This window comes from Mesorhizobium sp. AA22, assembly GCF_001672375.2.
Lineage (GTDB): Bacteria > Pseudomonadota > Alphaproteobacteria > Rhizobiales > Rhizobiaceae > Mesorhizobium > Mesorhizobium wenxiniae.
Window position 1 is genome coordinate 5,093,033 of record NZ_CP048406.1, and the last position, 15,966, is coordinate 5,108,998.

Annotated in this window: 17 protein-coding genes; 8 read left to right on the forward strand and 9 right to left on the reverse strand. The window is 59.0% G+C overall.

Going from position 1 to position 15,966, the window contains the following annotated elements:
• Positions 1 to 151: 151 nt before the first annotated feature.
• A complete protein-coding gene (locus A9K68_RS24435) occupies positions 152 to 391 on the forward strand; it encodes a hypothetical protein (RefSeq protein ID WP_065007863.1) in 240 nt (79 codons plus the stop codon).
• Positions 392 to 595: 204 nt separating this feature from the next.
• Complete coding sequence (locus A9K68_RS24440; RefSeq protein WP_082982327.1) at positions 596 to 1,012, forward strand: HD domain-containing protein; 417 nt, start codon at positions 596 to 598, stop codon at positions 1,010 to 1,012.
• A 52-nt stretch (positions 1,013 to 1,064) separates the two neighbouring features.
• Here the strand turns inward: A9K68_RS24440 and A9K68_RS24445 are convergent, their stop codons facing one another.
• A complete protein-coding gene (locus tag A9K68_RS24445; protein WP_065007864.1) occupies positions 1,065 to 1,475 on the reverse strand; it encodes a DUF427 domain-containing protein in 411 nt (136 codons plus the stop codon).
• A gap of 393 nt (positions 1,476 to 1,868) precedes the next feature.
• Here A9K68_RS24445 and A9K68_RS24450 point away from each other — a divergent pair, with 393 nt between their 5' ends.
• The 3 genes from A9K68_RS24450 (at position 1,869) to A9K68_RS24460 (ending at position 5,258) form a co-directional block, all read left to right on the forward strand.
• On the forward strand, positions 1,869 to 2,306 hold the full coding sequence (locus A9K68_RS24450; RefSeq protein ID WP_065007865.1) for a CBS domain-containing protein: 438 nt from the start codon (positions 1,869 to 1,871) through the stop codon (positions 2,304 to 2,306).
• Between the two features lie 471 nt (positions 2,307 to 2,777).
• A complete protein-coding gene (locus A9K68_RS24455; RefSeq protein WP_065007866.1) occupies positions 2,778 to 3,728 on the forward strand; it encodes a glyoxylate/hydroxypyruvate reductase A in 951 nt (316 codons plus the stop codon).
• A 399-nt stretch (positions 3,729 to 4,127) separates the two neighbouring features.
• Complete coding sequence (locus A9K68_RS24460; RefSeq protein ID WP_065007867.1) at positions 4,128 to 5,258, forward strand: site-2 protease family protein; 1,131 nt, start codon at positions 4,128 to 4,130, stop codon at positions 5,256 to 5,258.
• Between the two features lie 160 nt (positions 5,259 to 5,418).
• On the opposite strand, the gene A9K68_RS24465 is transcribed toward A9K68_RS24460, so the two are convergent.
• The gene (locus A9K68_RS24465) at positions 5,419 to 6,075 is read right to left on the reverse strand and encodes a TerC family protein (RefSeq protein ID WP_065007868.1); all 657 of its coding nucleotides are present in this window, start codon (positions 6,073 to 6,075) and stop codon (positions 5,419 to 5,421) included.
• A gap of 386 nt (positions 6,076 to 6,461) precedes the next feature.
• On the opposite strand from A9K68_RS24465, the gene A9K68_RS24470 reads away from it, so the two are divergent.
• Positions 6,462 to 7,571 (forward strand): ionic transporter, encoded by a 1,110-nt coding sequence (locus tag A9K68_RS24470; protein ID WP_065007869.1) that lies wholly within the window; start codon positions 6,462 to 6,464, stop codon positions 7,569 to 7,571.
• 48 nt (positions 7,572 to 7,619) lie between these two features.
• Here A9K68_RS24470 and phnE read toward each other — a convergent pair whose 3' ends face one another.
• From phnE to A9K68_RS24485, 3 genes are all read right to left on the reverse strand, one after another.
• Entirely contained in the window at positions 7,620 to 8,414 is a 795-nt protein-coding gene (gene phnE / locus A9K68_RS24475) for a phosphonate ABC transporter, permease protein PhnE (protein ID WP_065007870.1), read from the reverse strand.
• Positions 8,407 to 9,156, reverse strand: coding sequence for an ATP-binding cassette domain-containing protein (locus A9K68_RS24480; RefSeq protein ID WP_065007871.1), 750 nt, complete (start codon positions 9,154 to 9,156; stop codon positions 8,407 to 8,409). Before A9K68_RS24480 ends, phnE begins: the two co-directional genes overlap by 8 nt.
• A 79-nt stretch (positions 9,157 to 9,235) precedes the next feature.
• Positions 9,236 to 10,093, reverse strand: a complete 858-nt coding sequence (locus tag A9K68_RS24485) for a PhnD/SsuA/transferrin family substrate-binding protein (protein WP_065007944.1) — start codon at positions 10,091 to 10,093, stop codon at positions 9,236 to 9,238.
• A gap of 119 nt (positions 10,094 to 10,212) precedes the next feature.
• Here A9K68_RS24485 and A9K68_RS24490 point away from each other — a divergent pair, with 119 nt between their 5' ends.
• Entirely contained in the window at positions 10,213 to 11,394 is a 1,182-nt protein-coding gene (locus tag A9K68_RS24490) for an alpha-D-ribose 1-methylphosphonate 5-triphosphate diphosphatase (RefSeq protein WP_065007872.1), read from the forward strand.
• A complete protein-coding gene (phnF, locus tag A9K68_RS24495) occupies positions 11,391 to 12,176 on the forward strand; it encodes a phosphonate metabolism transcriptional regulator PhnF (protein WP_065007873.1) in 786 nt (261 codons plus the stop codon). The genes A9K68_RS24490 and phnF overlap by 4 nt, the downstream gene beginning before the upstream one ends.
• Positions 12,177 to 12,284: 108 nt before the next feature.
• Here phnF and A9K68_RS24500 read toward each other — a convergent pair whose 3' ends face one another.
• From A9K68_RS24500 to A9K68_RS24515, 4 genes are all read right to left on the reverse strand, one after another.
• Positions 12,285 to 12,740 (reverse strand): NUDIX domain-containing protein, encoded by a 456-nt coding sequence (locus A9K68_RS24500; protein WP_065007874.1) that lies wholly within the window; start codon positions 12,738 to 12,740, stop codon positions 12,285 to 12,287.
• Between the two features lie 241 nt (positions 12,741 to 12,981).
• Positions 12,982 to 13,713 carry a glycosyltransferase gene (locus tag A9K68_RS24505; RefSeq protein ID WP_065007945.1) on the reverse strand — a complete coding sequence of 244 codons (732 nt, stop codon included), beginning with the start codon at positions 13,711 to 13,713 and terminating at the stop codon, positions 12,982 to 12,984.
• 78 nt (positions 13,714 to 13,791) lie between these two features.
• Entirely contained in the window at positions 13,792 to 14,607 is an 816-nt protein-coding gene (locus A9K68_RS24510) for a glycosyltransferase family 2 protein (RefSeq protein WP_065007875.1), read from the reverse strand.
• Between the two features lie 108 nt (positions 14,608 to 14,715).
• Entirely contained in the window at positions 14,716 to 15,885 is a 1,170-nt protein-coding gene (locus A9K68_RS24515) for a glycosyltransferase family 4 protein (RefSeq protein WP_065007876.1), read from the reverse strand.
• Positions 15,886 to 15,966: the final 81 nt, after the last annotated feature.

Sequence of the window (15,966 nt, forward strand, 5' to 3'; positions counted from 1 at the left end):
TAAGTTAGCATATGTCGCGGACTGTGCAGTCGACGCCTCACAGTCACTGTCAGCCTTGCACGCCGACAGCGTATGAACCGGCCTTGACGGGCGATGAGACTCCTCCTAATTCTTAGATAAATACTAACTTTGAGCGGCTGGAGGGAAAAAAATGGGCGACCTGGAAAGACCCGAACGACTGCAGATCATGCTAACGGCTGACGAATTGGCTGCATTGGAGAACTGGCGCTTCGAAAGGCGCATGCCAAGCCGGTCGGCGGCGGTAAGAGAGCTGCTGCGGCGCGGTCTCCATGCAGACGGGTTTTTGACGGCAGCACAAGGTGCCAAGTCACAGGATTTTGGGATTCTGCCCAGTTCCGGGATTGTCGATGGACCGTCCGACGGCGGCTAGCGGTCTCGAACTGTCGCTCAAGGCTAGCAACCTATGACCGGTGCTTCCTTTCGACGTGCCGGAGCCTTGCCCGCGCTCTGGAACCTCAGGCAATCGTCGCGCGTTCGGTGACACGGGGCTACGGTGCCACACGCTTTTGAGGCACGTTGTGTACCGGAGCAAAAGCCTGTTGCATCATCACACAGGCCAGCAAGGATCGAAGCAGTGAGCGTGCTTTATCGGGCGGCAAAAATCGCCGAACAAGCTCATGCCGGGCAGATGGACAAGTCCGGACGGCCCTATATCGAACATTGCCGCCGGGTCGTTGACGCCGTCGAAACGCTCGATCAGAAGGCCGTTGCCTATCTTCACGACGTTCTAGAGAAAAGCGACGGTTGGGACCGCGATCGGCTCGCGGCGGCTGGTTTTGGAACATCCATCGTGTCGGCAGTCGACGCCTTGACACGCAGGCCGGACGAGGACGACCTCGCTTTCGTGCGCAGAGCAGCATCCAACCCGTTGGCGCTGCCGGTCAAGCGCGCAGATCTCGCCGACAATCTGTGGCAGGCACGGCAGATTGGCGCGCCGACATCAAAGTATGAAGACGGTCTGCGGATCCTCGACCAAGAATTCTCCGAATGACAAAAGATTGCCGCCTGCCGCGTTACCCGCCGATGTGGAAATTCAAGCGCTTCTACTCGGGGATGTGAGGCGTATGTCGCTTGTCCTCGGCAGGATCGGCATCGATCCGCGCTTTGTCGGGATCAAAGGCACCATGGCGGGCGATGGCCAATGCCGGGGTGTCGGGCGTCTCGTAGGCCCACATGAAGTCGTCAGCCGCTCCGCCGACCGCGTGAACCCGCCAGTAACTCGCCGTGCCCTTCAGCGGGGAGCCCGTTGTGGTGTTCGTCTTCTCCAGAAGCTCGAAATAGATATCTTCGAAAGGGATATAGAAAACGGGATCACGTCCTTCTTCGTGAAGCACTTTTGCCCGCTCGGTAGAGGCAACGATCGCGTCGGAGAACCTGACCGTCACGGTCCCATTGAAAGGGGTGACTGTAAGCGCGCCGGGGTGGCGGGCGGAATTTGCGGCTGAGGGCTGCATTCGACTTCTCCGTTGGCTGCGCTGTCTCACTGAAACGTAGCACGGCCCACCAGGGTTCCAGGTCGGCCAGGCATCGGCGTCTCAACAAAATGCAATCGGTGCCTATCCTGAGTTCCGTCGCTCGGGCAGCGATGGCTGCCTCGATGCCTCAGCCGCGACGGAGAACGTGCTGCCGCTGCAGTACGGCAATAGGCGCACTGGAGCGCGCGACCGTGGGTGCGGCTTCGCGTCAAAGCGCGACCGCAAGCTTCCCGCAACGCAGCCTTTCTCAGCCCTGCCAGCTGAAACCCTGTGCGGGCAATCCACTTTCAAGGGAACGCTACCGCCGAAACTTCGTTCATCGGTCACCAATACCGTATCGGCGGCGGGCTTCGCAAATGAAGGGAGATTGCCATGAAAGTCGGCAACTGCATGACGAGGAATGTCCAGGTCGCGAACCCCGAACAGTCCATTCGCGAAGTAGCGCAGATCATGGGCAAGCTTGACGCCGGAGTGATGCCCGTGGGCGACCACGACCGGCTGGTCGGGATGATCACCGATCGTGATATCGCGATCCGCGGCGTAGCATTGGGTATGGGACCTGACACCAAGGTGCGTGATGTCATGACCCCGGAGGTCAAATACTGCTTCGATGACGAAGACGTCGAGCATGTGCTTGAGAACATGGGCGACCTGCAGGTGCGTCGGCTTCCGGTTCTGAACCGCGAAAAGAGGCTCGTCGGGATCATCTCTCTTGGCGATCTCGCGACGAACGGCGAAGCGGCAGAAGCGGGAGATGCTCTAAGCGACATCTCGAAGCCCGGCGGCGAGCACTCGCAAACTGCTCACTGACTGACGCGGCGACACGTTTAGCGCGAGGTCGACATATCTCTTCTTCCGCGGAGCGTCGGCTAACGCTGGCGCCCCGCCCGGCGGGTATATGGTCTTCGGCCAGGAACATCCATGGATGACGATCCGATTCCGAAGCAACGGGTCTTAGCGCCGAAAACCCGCAAGCGTCCGGCGTCCTGCGCAGCGTGAGCGTTACGAGGACGCATTCGAGCTCCGAGGAAAGTTGACAGACTACTTCATTGACTCGACCTTCTACAGAGCCGTGATGCTCGCGGAACTCGGTCGCCTTGACGAGGCGCGACAATGAGCCGAGCGGGCTGGTGCAAGGCTTCCCCAGCACCCTGGAAGCGCATTGCACCCTACCGCAGCCCGGCGGGCCAGCAGCATTTCGCAGATTCGTTGAGCACGGCCGGTGTGCTAGGATAGGCGGGAATATGCATCCGATCATTGCCTGTATCTTGGAGGTGCAAAGTGTCCGGCCAACCCATTACCGTTCTGATGGTCAATGAGTATCCTGACTACATCGACGCCGAAGTGTGGGCTGCTGAGCTGAAGAAGCGTGTGCCGCAGCTGGAGTTCAGGCTTTGGCCAGACGTCGGGAACAAAGGTGACATAGATATAGCGCTGATCGACAAGGGCGCCAGTCCTGGCTTTTTCGACGCGATGACAGGACTGCGCGCGGTCGTCTATTTGGGGGCAGGTGTCGACGGTATGGATCTCCAAAGCTTTCCCAAGAGTGTTCCGCTCATTAGGCTCGCAACGCGTGAGCAGGCTTCGGAAGTGGTGCAGTACATCGTCCTTCGCGTTCTCTTCCAGCAACGGCACGTTGCGGAGTACCTGAGTCAGCAAGCCCGCAAGATTTGGAAACCGATCGCGCCGCGGAAGGTCTCCGAGACAAGAATTGTTGTGCTGGGTGCGGGCCGGATCGGTGGATGGGCCGCAAAGCTGTTTGCGGAACTGGGCTACGACACTGCTGTCTGGTCTCGTCACCAGAAGACGCTTCCTGGCATACAGAGTTACTTTGGCGGTGCCCAGCTTGCGGACGCACTCACACTCCAGGACTACGTTATCTGTTCACTTCCCCTGACTGGTGACACTCGTGGGATACTGAACTCCAGTGCCTTTGGAAAAATGAAGCGAGGTGCCTACCTCGTGAATGTCGCCAGGGGCGCGCATGTCAAGGAAGCCGACCTGATCCGCGCTCTCGACGAAGATCAGCTTTCTGGTGCTTGCCTTGACGTGTTTCAGCGTGAACCGCTGGAGGCCTCATCGCCACTGTGGAATCATCCCAAGGTGACCATCACACCTCATGTCGCGAGCTTCTGGGTGGATTCTGGAATCGACCAGGCCGCCGATCTCTGCGGTCAAGTCGCAAGAGGAGAGCCTCTGTCCAACAAGATCGACCTCGAAGTGGGTTACTGACTCGAGGTAAGGGCCTCGCCCGAGACGCGCAGAGCGGAGTGACCAGCCCGCACCGAGTGGTCCAGGGAGAATGTTAGTGTGGCCTTAGCTGCTGCGCCAAAGGCAGCATGCCCGGCGGAGTCGGTTGCGCCCGCAAGCGGGCTTCCTAAAGGGTCGAAGTTCAAACGTCGAAGTTCAAACCATGACGGCGTTCAAACCATGACGGCGCAAGAAGTTCACCGGGATGTCGTGTCGTGATAAACTCTCCTTGCGACGGGACCGCGACACTAAGGCGGAGCATCTCGCGGCCGGGTGGGTCTTAGTCGCAGACGATGAGCTTGAGCGCCAGATGTTCTCGGATGATTGCAAGCGTCCTGCCAAAGCCTATGCTGAAGGTGGGGCCCCTCGGAGTGGACAGATTTGGGTTGGTCGCTGAACCTCGGGACGATCGCCGGCACCACCGTGCGCGTTCACTTTACTTTCCTGCTTCTGCTCGTCTGGATTTGGCTCACGCACTATCGGATTGGCGGCACGCCAGCGGCTTGGGAAGGCGTTGCCTTCATCATTGCCGTCTTTGCGTGCGTGGTCCTGCATGAGTTCGGCCATATCGCCGCCGCACGTTATTTCGGCATCGGCACGCCGGACATCACACTTTTCCCGATCGGCGGCGTGGCCAGGCTGGAACGCATGCCCGAAGAGCCGGGACAGGAGTTCGTGATCGCGGTCGCGGGGCCGCTGGTCAATGTCGCGATCGCCGCGCTGATCTTCGCCTTGCTAGGTGGGTCGGCGGGTGTCGAACAGATGGCCGGGATCGAGGATCCGCGCATGAATTTTCTCGCCAGGCTTGCCGGGGTCAATGTCTTCTTGGTCCTTTTCAACATGATCCCGGCCTTCCCTATGGATGGCGGCCGTATCCTGCGCGCAGCCCTCGCAGCCCGCCTTTCCTGGTCGCGCGCGACCCAGATCGCCGCCACGATCGGGCAAGGATTGGCCTTCGTCTTCGGTTTCGTTGGGCTGTTCTACAATCCGCTGCTGATCTTCATCGGCATCTTCGTCTATCTCGCCGCGGCAGCAGAAGCCCAGAACGCACAGATCCGCGAGGTTGCCACAAGCGTCCTGGTCGGTGACGTGATGATTACCGAGTTCGCCCGGCTGGAACGGTCGGCGACGCTTGACGAGGCAATCGAGATGCTGCTCGCGACCACGCAGCACGACTTCCCTGTCACCGACACCGCCGGCCATCTTAAGGGATTGGTGACACGCAACGACATGATCCGAACATTGAAAGAAAAGGGGCCTGGTGAACCGGTAGCGAGCGCAATGCGGAGCGATATCCCGAAAATACATTACCGCAAAAGTCTCGAGGAAAGCCTGCGGCTCATGCAGCAGGCAGATGTGCCTGCTGTCGCCGTCGTGGACAGTTCCGATCGGCTGGTCGGGCTCATGACACACGAAACCATAGGCGAGATGCTTATGGTCCGCTCGGCGGTTTCAGATGCCTTCCGATTTGGTCGTTTGCGTGGGAGCAACCCGCGACTCACACGGATCTGAGCAGGAGGATATTCTTTTTACCGCCTGATCGAGTGAGTGCGCTCTAAATGGTAAGGAAGCGAGCCGAGGCAGGATAATTGCGCCGACACGGGCCATTAGCCTTGCCTGGGAGCAGAACCGGCCGGAACGACGTCGTTCCGGCCGGCCTATCTTCTGTGTCTCAAGCGCCCGCGACGTGAGGCAGAAGTTCAAGCGCACCGCGATAGATCATGTCGCCAGCTACGTAGAGGATGACCACTAGGCCGACATAGGCAATCCAACGGTGCTTCTGAAGCAGATTGGCGATGAGGTTTGCAGCAATGCCCATCAGCGCGACGGAGAGGACAAGGCCGAAGATCAATACGTTCGGATGTTCGCGCGCGGCTCCCGCTACCGCCAGAACATTGTCGAGCGACATCGAGACGTCGGCGATGATGATCTGCCAGGTTGCCTGCGCCAGGGTCTTGCGCGGAGCTTTGCCAGCTATGATGCCGTCGTAGTCGACGTCACTTTCCGAAAGCGCTTCGATCGCCTGTGTTTCCTGCGCATGGTTTTGCCGGAGTTCGCGCCACATCTTCCAGCACACCCACAACAGCAATATACCGCCAGCCAACAGCAACCCGACGATCTGCAGGAGTTGAGTTGTCGCGGCCGCAAAGCCGATGCGCAGAACGGCGGCTGCGATTATACCAACGACGATTGCGTTTCTGCGCTGCTCTTTGGGTAGTCCGGCCGCGGCAAGGCCGATAACGATGGCGTTGTCACCGGCCAGCACCAGGTCGATCATGATGACCTGCAACAGAGCGCTCATTGCTTCAGGACTAAAAAATTCTGTCATACGGCACCCTTGCGTTCAGCTAGGGGTGACGCGGCTTGCGAGCATAACCGTAGAGCAACGCGGACACCGCGTATGACAAGAGAAATGCCGCTACAGCTGAAGAAATCTCAAAGCCAGGCCACCCGGATTGAATTCCAGTCCGACATCACAGTCCTGATGGACTGCCAGAGGGGCCCGGCCTGGTAGCACCTAGCTATTGCCGGAAACGCAAAAACTCAAGGCTTAATTGTAATTCGGGATGTGTGGCATCGACCCTCGGCAAGTTTCGTACGCCAAGTCGATCGGGCACGCGGCCATTGTACGGGCCGGCAGCCGCAAGTACACTGAGACCTGGGCTTCGGTCAGTCTCGATGTGCGACCGTCGATGGCGATGAAGGAAATCCGTCTTGGCTGTTCATCGACGACCGATCGGCCAATATCTGTTCCCAATCGGCTCCTTGGGTCTGGCCGCACTGATGCATTTCGGCGCCGCGTCGATCGAGCATTCGCTGCTTTCGATCAAGATCCTGGCGATGATCGTGGTCGCTATCTTCATCTTCGCGACCGTGTTTGTGGTTTTGCATCATGCCGAAGCCGTCGCACGGCGGCTCGGTGAACCTTACGGCACGCTGCTTTTGACATTTTCGGTCACGGCCATCGAAGCATCGGTCATCGTTTCGATGATGCTGCATGGCGAGAACAACCCGACGCTGGCACGCGAGTCCGTGTTTTCAACGGTCATGATCGTGTGCGCTGGTGTTGTCGGGGTCTGCCTCACACTGGGTGGGCTGAAGCATCGATATCAGGACATCAAACGACAGGGCACCAACGCTTCTCTTGCCGTCATTATGGCGCTGACGGTTCTTACGCTGATCCTTCCAAACTACACGCTTGCAACAAGCCCCGGTACGTTCTCCGCATCGCAACTCGCTTTCGTGAGCGTTCTTTCAATCCTCCTCTATGGTGCCTTCGTCTTTGCCCAGATGGTACGCCATCGGGGTGATTTTATCGAGGATCTGACGTCCAGCGCGGAACATGAGGCGCATGTATCTGAGGGTGGGAACGTGGCCACAAACGTGCTCCTCTTATTTGTTGGACTGGCAGGGATCGTTCTTCTGACCGAGCAGGTGGCCGGCAGCATCGAGAATGGGCTCGAGTTTCTTCAAGTTACTCAGGCGGACGCAATCGTGGGCTTCTTCGTCGCTGCGCTGGTGCTTATGCCGGAGGCGGTGTCGGCGGTTCGGGCAGCGCTGAATAACGAACTGCAGCGAGGACTGAATGTCGCTCTCGGCTCTGCCTGCGCCACAATCGGCCTGACAATCCCGGCAATCGGTGCGGCGAGCCTGCTCACCGGACGGAGCCTGACTCTTGGTCTGGGCCCGGGGGATACCGTGCTTCTCATCCTCGCGCTTGCCATCAGCATCGTGAGCTTTGGGACGGGCCGAACAACGATGCTGACGGGGCTTGTTCATCTCGTCGTGTTTGTCGCCTATCTGTTCCTTATCTTCGTGCCGTAGAGCGCCGGGCCTGTCGTGTCGATTTGCGCGCAAATGGCTAGCCTGCAATTACTGGACCTTCGAGCGCAAGCGATCCGTCACGAACTCCATCAACACCACGATGGTGAAGATCACGAGAATGATGGTCGAGGCATTCTTGTATTGGAAAAGATCGAACGCGACCTTCAGCTCCTGGCCGATGCCACCGGCTCCAACGAGGCCGAGAACAACAGACGAGCGCACTGCCTTTTCAAGCGCAAAGAGCGTGGTGTTTATCAGGGACGGCATAGCGTCGGGCAGAACTGCCCCGCAGAGGACAGAGAACCGACTGGCCCCGATTGCAAACAGCGCTTCCTGAGGTCTTTCGTCGGCATCCTCCATCGCCTCGGCGAAGAAGCGCCCGCAAAAACCGATCGTATCGACGACGATGGTCATGGTTCCAGCAACCGCCCCGAGACCAACGGCTGACACGAAAAGAAGTGCCCAGACCAAATCTGGAACGGTCCTAAACAATGAGACCAGGATTCTGGAGATATGCCGGAACGGGCCGAGCGGGGTTATGTCCTTGGCCGAGAGCCAGGCAAATGGCAAGCTGAGGACGACACCTATTGCTGTCCCCACGACCGCTATCTGAAACGTTTCGATCATGCGCCAGAAAACCCGCAGGAGGAACTCTGGCTCGACATTTGGGGGTATCATGCGGCCGAGGAGCTGGGCCATGCGGGGCACTCCCCCTGCCAGTTGTTCCGGCGAAGGTGCGACCTGCCCGGCGGAAACGATCACGAGAGCAGCCAAAGCGACGGCAAAGCTGAAAGTGAGGGGCGAGATCGATGGAATCCGGCTCGGCGAAAGGCGGTCATGCATCGAAGACGTCTTTCAAATCAGCGCGGGTGACATGCGCCGTCGGCCGGTCGAAGAAGACCTTGCCCGCCTTGAGCGCTATCAAGCGATCGGAGTAGTCGAGAGCATGTTCCATGTCGTGCGTGGTGTAGACCAAGGTGATCGCTTGTTCCTGGGTGAGCTCGGAGAAAACTCGCATCACATCATGTCCAGCCGCCGGATCGAGACTTGCCGCCGGTTCGTCTGCTATCAAAAGCTTCGGACGCCGGATCAACGCACGGGCAATCGCCACCCGCTGCGCCTGCCCTCCAGAAAGCGCGTCGGCGCGGGCGCCTGCCTTGCCGAGAAGCCGCACGTCGGCGAGCGCCTGCATTGCTTCCTCGCGCCAGTGTTGCTTTGCGATGGAATGGTGCCAGCCGCGCCAGCCGCCGGGCAGCCCGAGCTTGCCTTGCAAAACGTTTGTAAGAACGGATTGGCGGCTAACCAGTCCGTGGTGCTGGAAGACAAATCCGATCTGCCTGCGTATGCGCCGCAGCTGGGCGACGGACGGCGCCGAGCGGAAGCTCTCGCCGAGGGTGACGACCTCGCCACCGCTCGACGGTAAAAGACCGATGAGGCATTTGAGCAGGGTGGATTTTCCAGCACCGTTCGAGCCAATCAGGGCAACCCGTTCGCGCGATGCTATGTCGAGGCCAATACTGGAGAAAACGACCTTTCCGTTCGCATAGCTCTTCGCAAGATCGTGCGCGGCAATGATTGCTGTCATAGTGACCTCTTGGCCCAGACGGGACTACGAAATAGACCGGCGGTTAACCGCCGGCCTTTGCCATGAAAAGAAGCAAGCCTCAGTTTACGAAGTCGGTGAGGGTCTCGATTCCGATCGTGCGGTACATCGAGCGGACATAGTCGTAGTCCGAGTCCCTGACATCAGTCAGAAAGAAACCGCCCTTGAATTTCTGGTTGTCCTCGCCTGTCAGGATCGCTTTCATCAGCTCGTTGCCATTCTTCGCAAAGGCATCGCGGACCTTGACGAACACGTCGTCTGAAATGTCCTTACGGGCGACAAGAATGTCGTTCGGCAGATCGCGGCCCCGTGCGATTACCGAGAAGGCAGTGTCGGGGAACGCTTCCCGGACCGAGTTCAGATAACCGAAATTCAAGCCGATAGCGGCGATGTCGCCGCGGATGAGAGCCTCAGCCGCGATATTGCGCGATATGATCACTGGCTCGTAATCGGTGGCATATTTCAGGTTGAAATCGGCCAGCGCCTGCGCGGGGCCGAGGTGCTGGGAGGTCGAGCCTACCGAGCCGAATGCAATCTTCTTGCCCTTCAAGTCTTCAATCGAGCGGATCGGTCCATTCGCCAGCACGGCGATCTGAGCGAAATAATCGGGGCGCTGCCAGGCAACAACAATCTTCGGCTGGCTTAATTCCTTCATGACCACGTATTCAGCAGGACCGGTCAGGACGAGATCGACCTGCCCGGAATTCATGGCCTCGACGGCGGTGGTCCGCGAGCTGACCGGAAACAGCTCGATATCCAGGCTGGTCGCCTCTTCAAGAGCGGTCTGGAAAGCGCCGAATTCCTGCTGAAGAGCCTCCAGTCCCTCCATGTCGGTTACCGCGAATTTCACCGGCTCCGCAAAAGCTGGAAGAGCGGAGGCAAGCGTCAGCGCGAGTGCGGTTGCGATGGTGCGGATCATCATTTTTCCTTTGCTGTATAGACAGGAAACTGTTACCCGCTAATCCGTATACGCAGCAGATGACGTGCTCGTGACATTTCGTCGGCGCCAGCGGCAGGCTTTGCTTTTAGAGGGATACAGTGAACTGGCACATCCAGGGTGGTCGCATCCTTACCGACCGGGGACTTGAAACCGCGGACCTGAGCATTGCAGGCGGGATACTGTCAGAGATCCAAGCGGCCCATGCGTCCATAATCGATGCCGATGGTCTGCTCGTGCTTCCGGGGATCGTCGATATCCACGGCGACGGCTTCGAGCGGCAAATCATGCCGCGGCCGGGTGTCCGCTTCGACACGGCGCTGGCGTTGAAAGATACGGACCGCCAGCTTGTCGCCAATGGAGTAACCACAGCCTTTCACGGCGTCACGGTGTCATGGGAGCCCGGACTTCGCTCGCTCGAAGCCGCCAAGCAACTGATCGGCGCGCTCTGCGATCTCCGCGATACTCTTAGCTGCGATACGCGTGTGCATCTGCGCTGGGAGACCTTCGCACTTGATCAGATGGCGCAGGTCATACAATGGCTCTCTCTTTGGCCGCGACCGATCATTGCTCTCAACGACCATACGACCGGGTCGGTATTGAACGGCACGATCGCCCGCAAGATCGGCCAGATGGCGGAACGGTCCGGCTTGAGCCGTGAGCAGTATATGGCGTTGCTCGATCAGATTTGGTCCCGCCGGGCCGACGTAGAGATCGCGATCGGGAAGCTGGCCGCGACTGCACGGGCCAATGGCAATGTGCTTCTTGCCCATGACGAAGCGTCTCCTGAAGAACGTATGTATTTCCGCGGTCTCGGTGCAAAGGCTTCGGAATTTCCACTGACGCTCGAAACGGCGAAAGCCGCGCGGCAAATGGGCGAGGATGTGATCCTCGGCGCGCCCAATGTCGTGCGCGGCGGCAGCCATAATGGAGCGCTGAATGCCACCGAGGCCATCAGAGCCGGGCTCTGCACGGTGCTGACCAGTGACTACCACTATCCCTCGCCTCTGCATGCGGCCTTCAGGCTGTCTTCTCCGGGGGCCAGCGATTTCCCCATGATCTGGAATCTGGTCTCGGCAAATCCGGCCCGGGTAGCCGGCCTTGACGATCGCGGATTGCTTGTTGCCGGCCGCCGAGCGGATCTGATCCTCGTCGATGCCGGCGATCCAGAGCATCCGCGTGTGGTGGCCACCATGGTTCACGGACAAATTGTCTATTCCTCTGGACTCTCGCGCGTAAACCGACGGTCGGCACACCGATCGCCGGTGAATAAGGCTTCATGAACCAGAATACGAAAATCCCAACACCACACGAGCGCAGCGTCAATCGTCTTCTGGCCTTTGACGGGCTGGTCTTTCGGCCACGCAGCGATTCGCCGATCTGGCAGCAGATCTACGATCACATCTTCAATCTGATCGAGAGCGGCTGTCTTCCGCCGGGCAGCCAACTTCCCGGAGAAACGCATCTGGCGGAGAAACTCGCGGTCACCCGCATTACACTTCGCCGGGCGCTGCAGCAGTTACAGCATGAGGGCCACCTCACCGCTCGCAAGGGCGTCGGTATCTTCGTGCGAAACCTACCCTCGACATTCACGGTTCGCGACGGACAGCGCTTTCTCGACAATTTCGAAGCTCATGGCCAGGAAATCGGCACCAAGACGCTGCTGATCGTCCGGGAACCAGCAGAACCGGCCGTGGCGGAGCGGTTGCGTCTCGCACCTGATGCCACCATTATCCGGCTGTGCCGGATCAGAACGTCCGATAAGCAGCCGGTTTACGTCAATACCAAGGTCTTTCCAGCCCATCTCTTTCCTGATTTCGAGCAGACGTACGACGTGCGTCAGTCGGTGACCGATGTTTTCCGCGCGCATGGCATCGAGAATTACCGGCGGGCCGAGACGCGCATCAGTGGCGGCTTTGCGTCCCCTGATGAAGCCGAAATCCTGCGGCTGACACCCGGAACACCAGTATTCCGCATCAATGCCGTCAACGAGGACCGCAACGGCATACCAATCGAATGGACCCGCGGCTGCTGGCCGCTAACGTCTGTCGAGTTCGTGTTCTGATCCTGGCGCGATGGCGCGCTCAACATGCTCTTCGCCTCAGCCCATGGTTCCTGGGGCGTAGCGATCAGCACGACCAGTTCATGATGTCGGTCGGCCATTGGGTCGGCTTTAGACGGACCCCACAAGCCGGTCGAGAAAAGGCCGCTGGCCAATAAGCATCTTTTCCCGGGCCATATCGAGGCCGAACCACCCTGCGCGATCGATCTCCGGAAAGAATTGCATGCGGCCGCTGCGCGGTGGCCATTCCATCTCGAACATGTTGCTCCGCAAAGTGCCGGCGTCGAAATCGCATTCGACGCCGAAGGCTGTAATAAGCTTGCCGCCGCGCTGGCGCAGCTCCCCCAACGCAAGCAGTGCTCCCGCGAGCTCCCAGCCGGTTTCCTCCACGAATTCGCGACGTGCCGCAGCTTCCGGCTGTTCGTCATCACCATACTCGCCCTTTGCAATCGACCATGCGCCAAGATCGCGGCTTTGCCAGAACGGCCCGCCCGGATGAACAAGCAACACCTGCAGTTCGTTGCTCGATCTGCGGTAAGGCAGGATGCCCGCACTTCTTTTCGCCATGGCCTCAAGCCTCTGCCATGCAGCATGCCGCAACAACGACAAAGCAGATGCCGGCTTGGCGCAGCAGACGCCGTGCCCACGCCGCGCGCTGGAAAGCACGTCGCCAAAATGGCTGTTCGACAACCCGCTCGGTTCGATTTCGACCAGGCACGCCTAGTCTGTTCACAGATCTGCACGAACCGCGCGTTGCCGGCGACCTCGACGAAACGTCCGATATGGTCGGGCCGATCGGTTGGATTAGCTACCGGCTCGCCGAGCGCGAAAGAGAAGCTTCCGTTTGTTCGGCATTACTCAAGAATTCGTCGCGTTCGGCTATCCACAGATCCGCATAGTCGACATTCTGCCACTCGGCAAACCACGGACCACCGCTTGTATAGTGGACCGCCTTAGGTGTGCCATGCGTCGGCTTTTCGTTCCAACCTTCAAGCCAGTTCCACTCTACTGGCAGCGAGCCCAGGTCCTCATCGGCGACCCACTGCATTCGATGGAGGTAGGCACCACTTTCGCGGTTCACGACCTCTGGCGTAAGCGATTTAACCGAAGGGTGCGCGCAGTTGAACAGCATCAGCGAGGACCAGTTTTTTCGTGGGTAGGATGTCTGGACCACGCCGTCCATCTTGGTAGTGGCCTTCGGCGTATAATCATGCTGGACGCAATAGACCGCCTTGTTCGACTTCGTGTATTCCAGCAAACCTGCGACGTCACCGAGCCACAGGAAGTCGCAATCGCAGAACAAAGCCCAACCCGTGTAGTCGGCGAGAAAAGGCGTGAGAAACCGCGTATAGGTGAACTCTGTTGACGCGAGTGGATCTTTTTCCCTCCAATACAGTCCACGGGCACGCAGTTCGTCCTGTTTGATTGGAATGACGGAGACAGGCACCGAAGCGTTTTTAAGCAAAGAGTGCCGTGCTACGTCGTAGGCGATCGGCTCGCGGCTGTCCCATCCAACGAATACCCTAAACGCATCAGTCATATTCAGTACCTTGGCTCCAATTTCAAAACGGCCATACACTAACTGTCTGGCAACAGCTCGGCAACAATGGTGCAGAAATTAGCCAGGACGATTTCTGAATCGCACGGATTTGCCTTTCACGCCGGTCCTGCTTTTTTCGGCGGATTTCGCCTCGCTGCCCAATGCGACAAGCGCCCATTTCTGATAGGTGTAGCTGGCTGAATAAGCGGCAACCATCGCGCCGGTCGAACCGTCCAGAAATCCCAGCTTGAAAACATAGCTGTTCATATAGGCCCAGACCGAGCGCAACACCGCCTTGCTTATCGAGCTTCTTTTGCCCTCGGTAAGCAGCCGCGCCGCGGACGCTTCTGCGTATCGGCCGATCTTGTCATGCGCGTCTGCCAGGTCGGCGATGGAGTCATGCTCCATAGGATGGGACAATCGCGTAACCTTCCCATTCACCACAACTTTCTCGTGCACCGTGTCGTTGCTGAAGCGCCCGGACTGTCGCCGGAAAAGCCGGAGCACCAGGTCGGGCGACCAGCCGCCATGGCGGACGATGTGCCCACAAAAGCGGGATCTTCTTGGTATTTCGAAGCCATGATAGCCTTTTGGGTTGGCGATAGCAGCTCTGATTTCTGCAGCGAGGGGTGGCTCGACCCACTCGTCGGCATCAAGCGAAAGGACCCAATCCCCTGTCGCCGCTGCCAGGGCACGGTTTTTTTGCGCGCCGAAACCGGGCCAATCGAGGGTAATCAGGACCTTGGCCCCGAGTGCACTGGCGATGTCCCTGGTTTGATCGGTGCTGTTGTTGTCGAGGACGACGATTTCGTCGGCAAAATGTACCGAGCGAAGGCAACGTGCAATGCACGCTTCCTCATTGCGGCTGATTATGATGACTGAGAGCGCCGGCACTGTCAGACGGTTCCGGCGTCAAAACTGCAACAGTTGTTCAAAGAAACTGGTCCCCCGGCCTGTTAGCACTCCGAGCGATACTAACGGATTCAAAAAAAATGTCGAAAATTATCTCAGGTCGAGACTTTCGTAGAGCGCTATCATTCTCCTGATCATGACGTTGAAATCGTAATGTTCGGCCGCCGCTCTGACCTTTGCCGCAGTCTCAGGCCGTGACGACAGCTGCAACGCACGGGCAAGCCCGGCGGCGAGGTCGTTTACGCTGGCTGCGTCGCAAACAAGCGTCGGCTCGAACCGATCGACCAGCTCGCGCGCGCCACACCCGGTGCTTACCACGGCGGGCAAGCCGCTGGCCATGGCTTCGATCACCACTGTGCCGAATGGGTCATAAATGGAAGGCAGCACGGCAATGTCGGCCGCGCCGTACCATGGCAACATATCTTTCTGCGGCCCCAACATCCTGAGCCTTGCGCCCAGACCCAGTCTGTCGCCGGCCTGTTTGAAGGCATTGGCGCGCGAATCATGGCCAATGACCCACACCTCCGGATCACCGTCCAGCGTAGCGACAGCCTTCATCAATGGAAGAAGTCCTTTTCGCGCGAAACCCGAGCCGACAAACAGGACGACCGGCCTGTTATCGTCGACATCGAGCTGCGCGCGGACCGCGGCCCGATGCTGTTGGCGCAGCTCCAGGTTGAAGCGGCCCAGGTCAACCCCGTTGGGAACATGGTGCACACGTTCCGCCGGATAGTCGTAGTGACGGATAATGTCCTCAGCCACCATTTTCGAAATGGCAATCACAGCTTTAAGCCGTGGGCTGGCATAGGTTGTGCGTTCAAGGCGCAGCGTCTGGCGATGAAAGGGACTCAGCGCCGTCGCTGCCCTGCCAAGCCGCGTCTCGAAACGACGCCGCTCGGCAAGATAGGCGGCATGAACGCCTTCCCCGGCCCGGAAGACATCGCAGCACGGAAGACGATCGTTGCTCTGCACGAGGGCCGGTGGCATTTCGGCGATCTTGCGGCATGCGGCTCGGGCAAAGGACGTCGCCCGCAGGGAGCGGGGAAAGCGGCGGCCGGCACAATGGATGAATTCTATGCCTTCGTATCGCGGCCAGTCGCCGGACAGCACGGCCACCGGCCGTTGACGCGCGGCGAACGCCGCCATGATGTTTTCCAGCATGATCTCGCCTCCGCCAAAGGGCGCATAGCGCTGGCGTACGAACAGGATAGGCGTCTTCGGTTCCGCCTGAACCCGTTGATTATGCTGTGACAAATCCATGCGATCTCGCTATGCCGTTGAGCACTCCGGAACCGGCGGATTCTATAAATCACGCGGATGAGCGCGATTTGACCAGTTTGG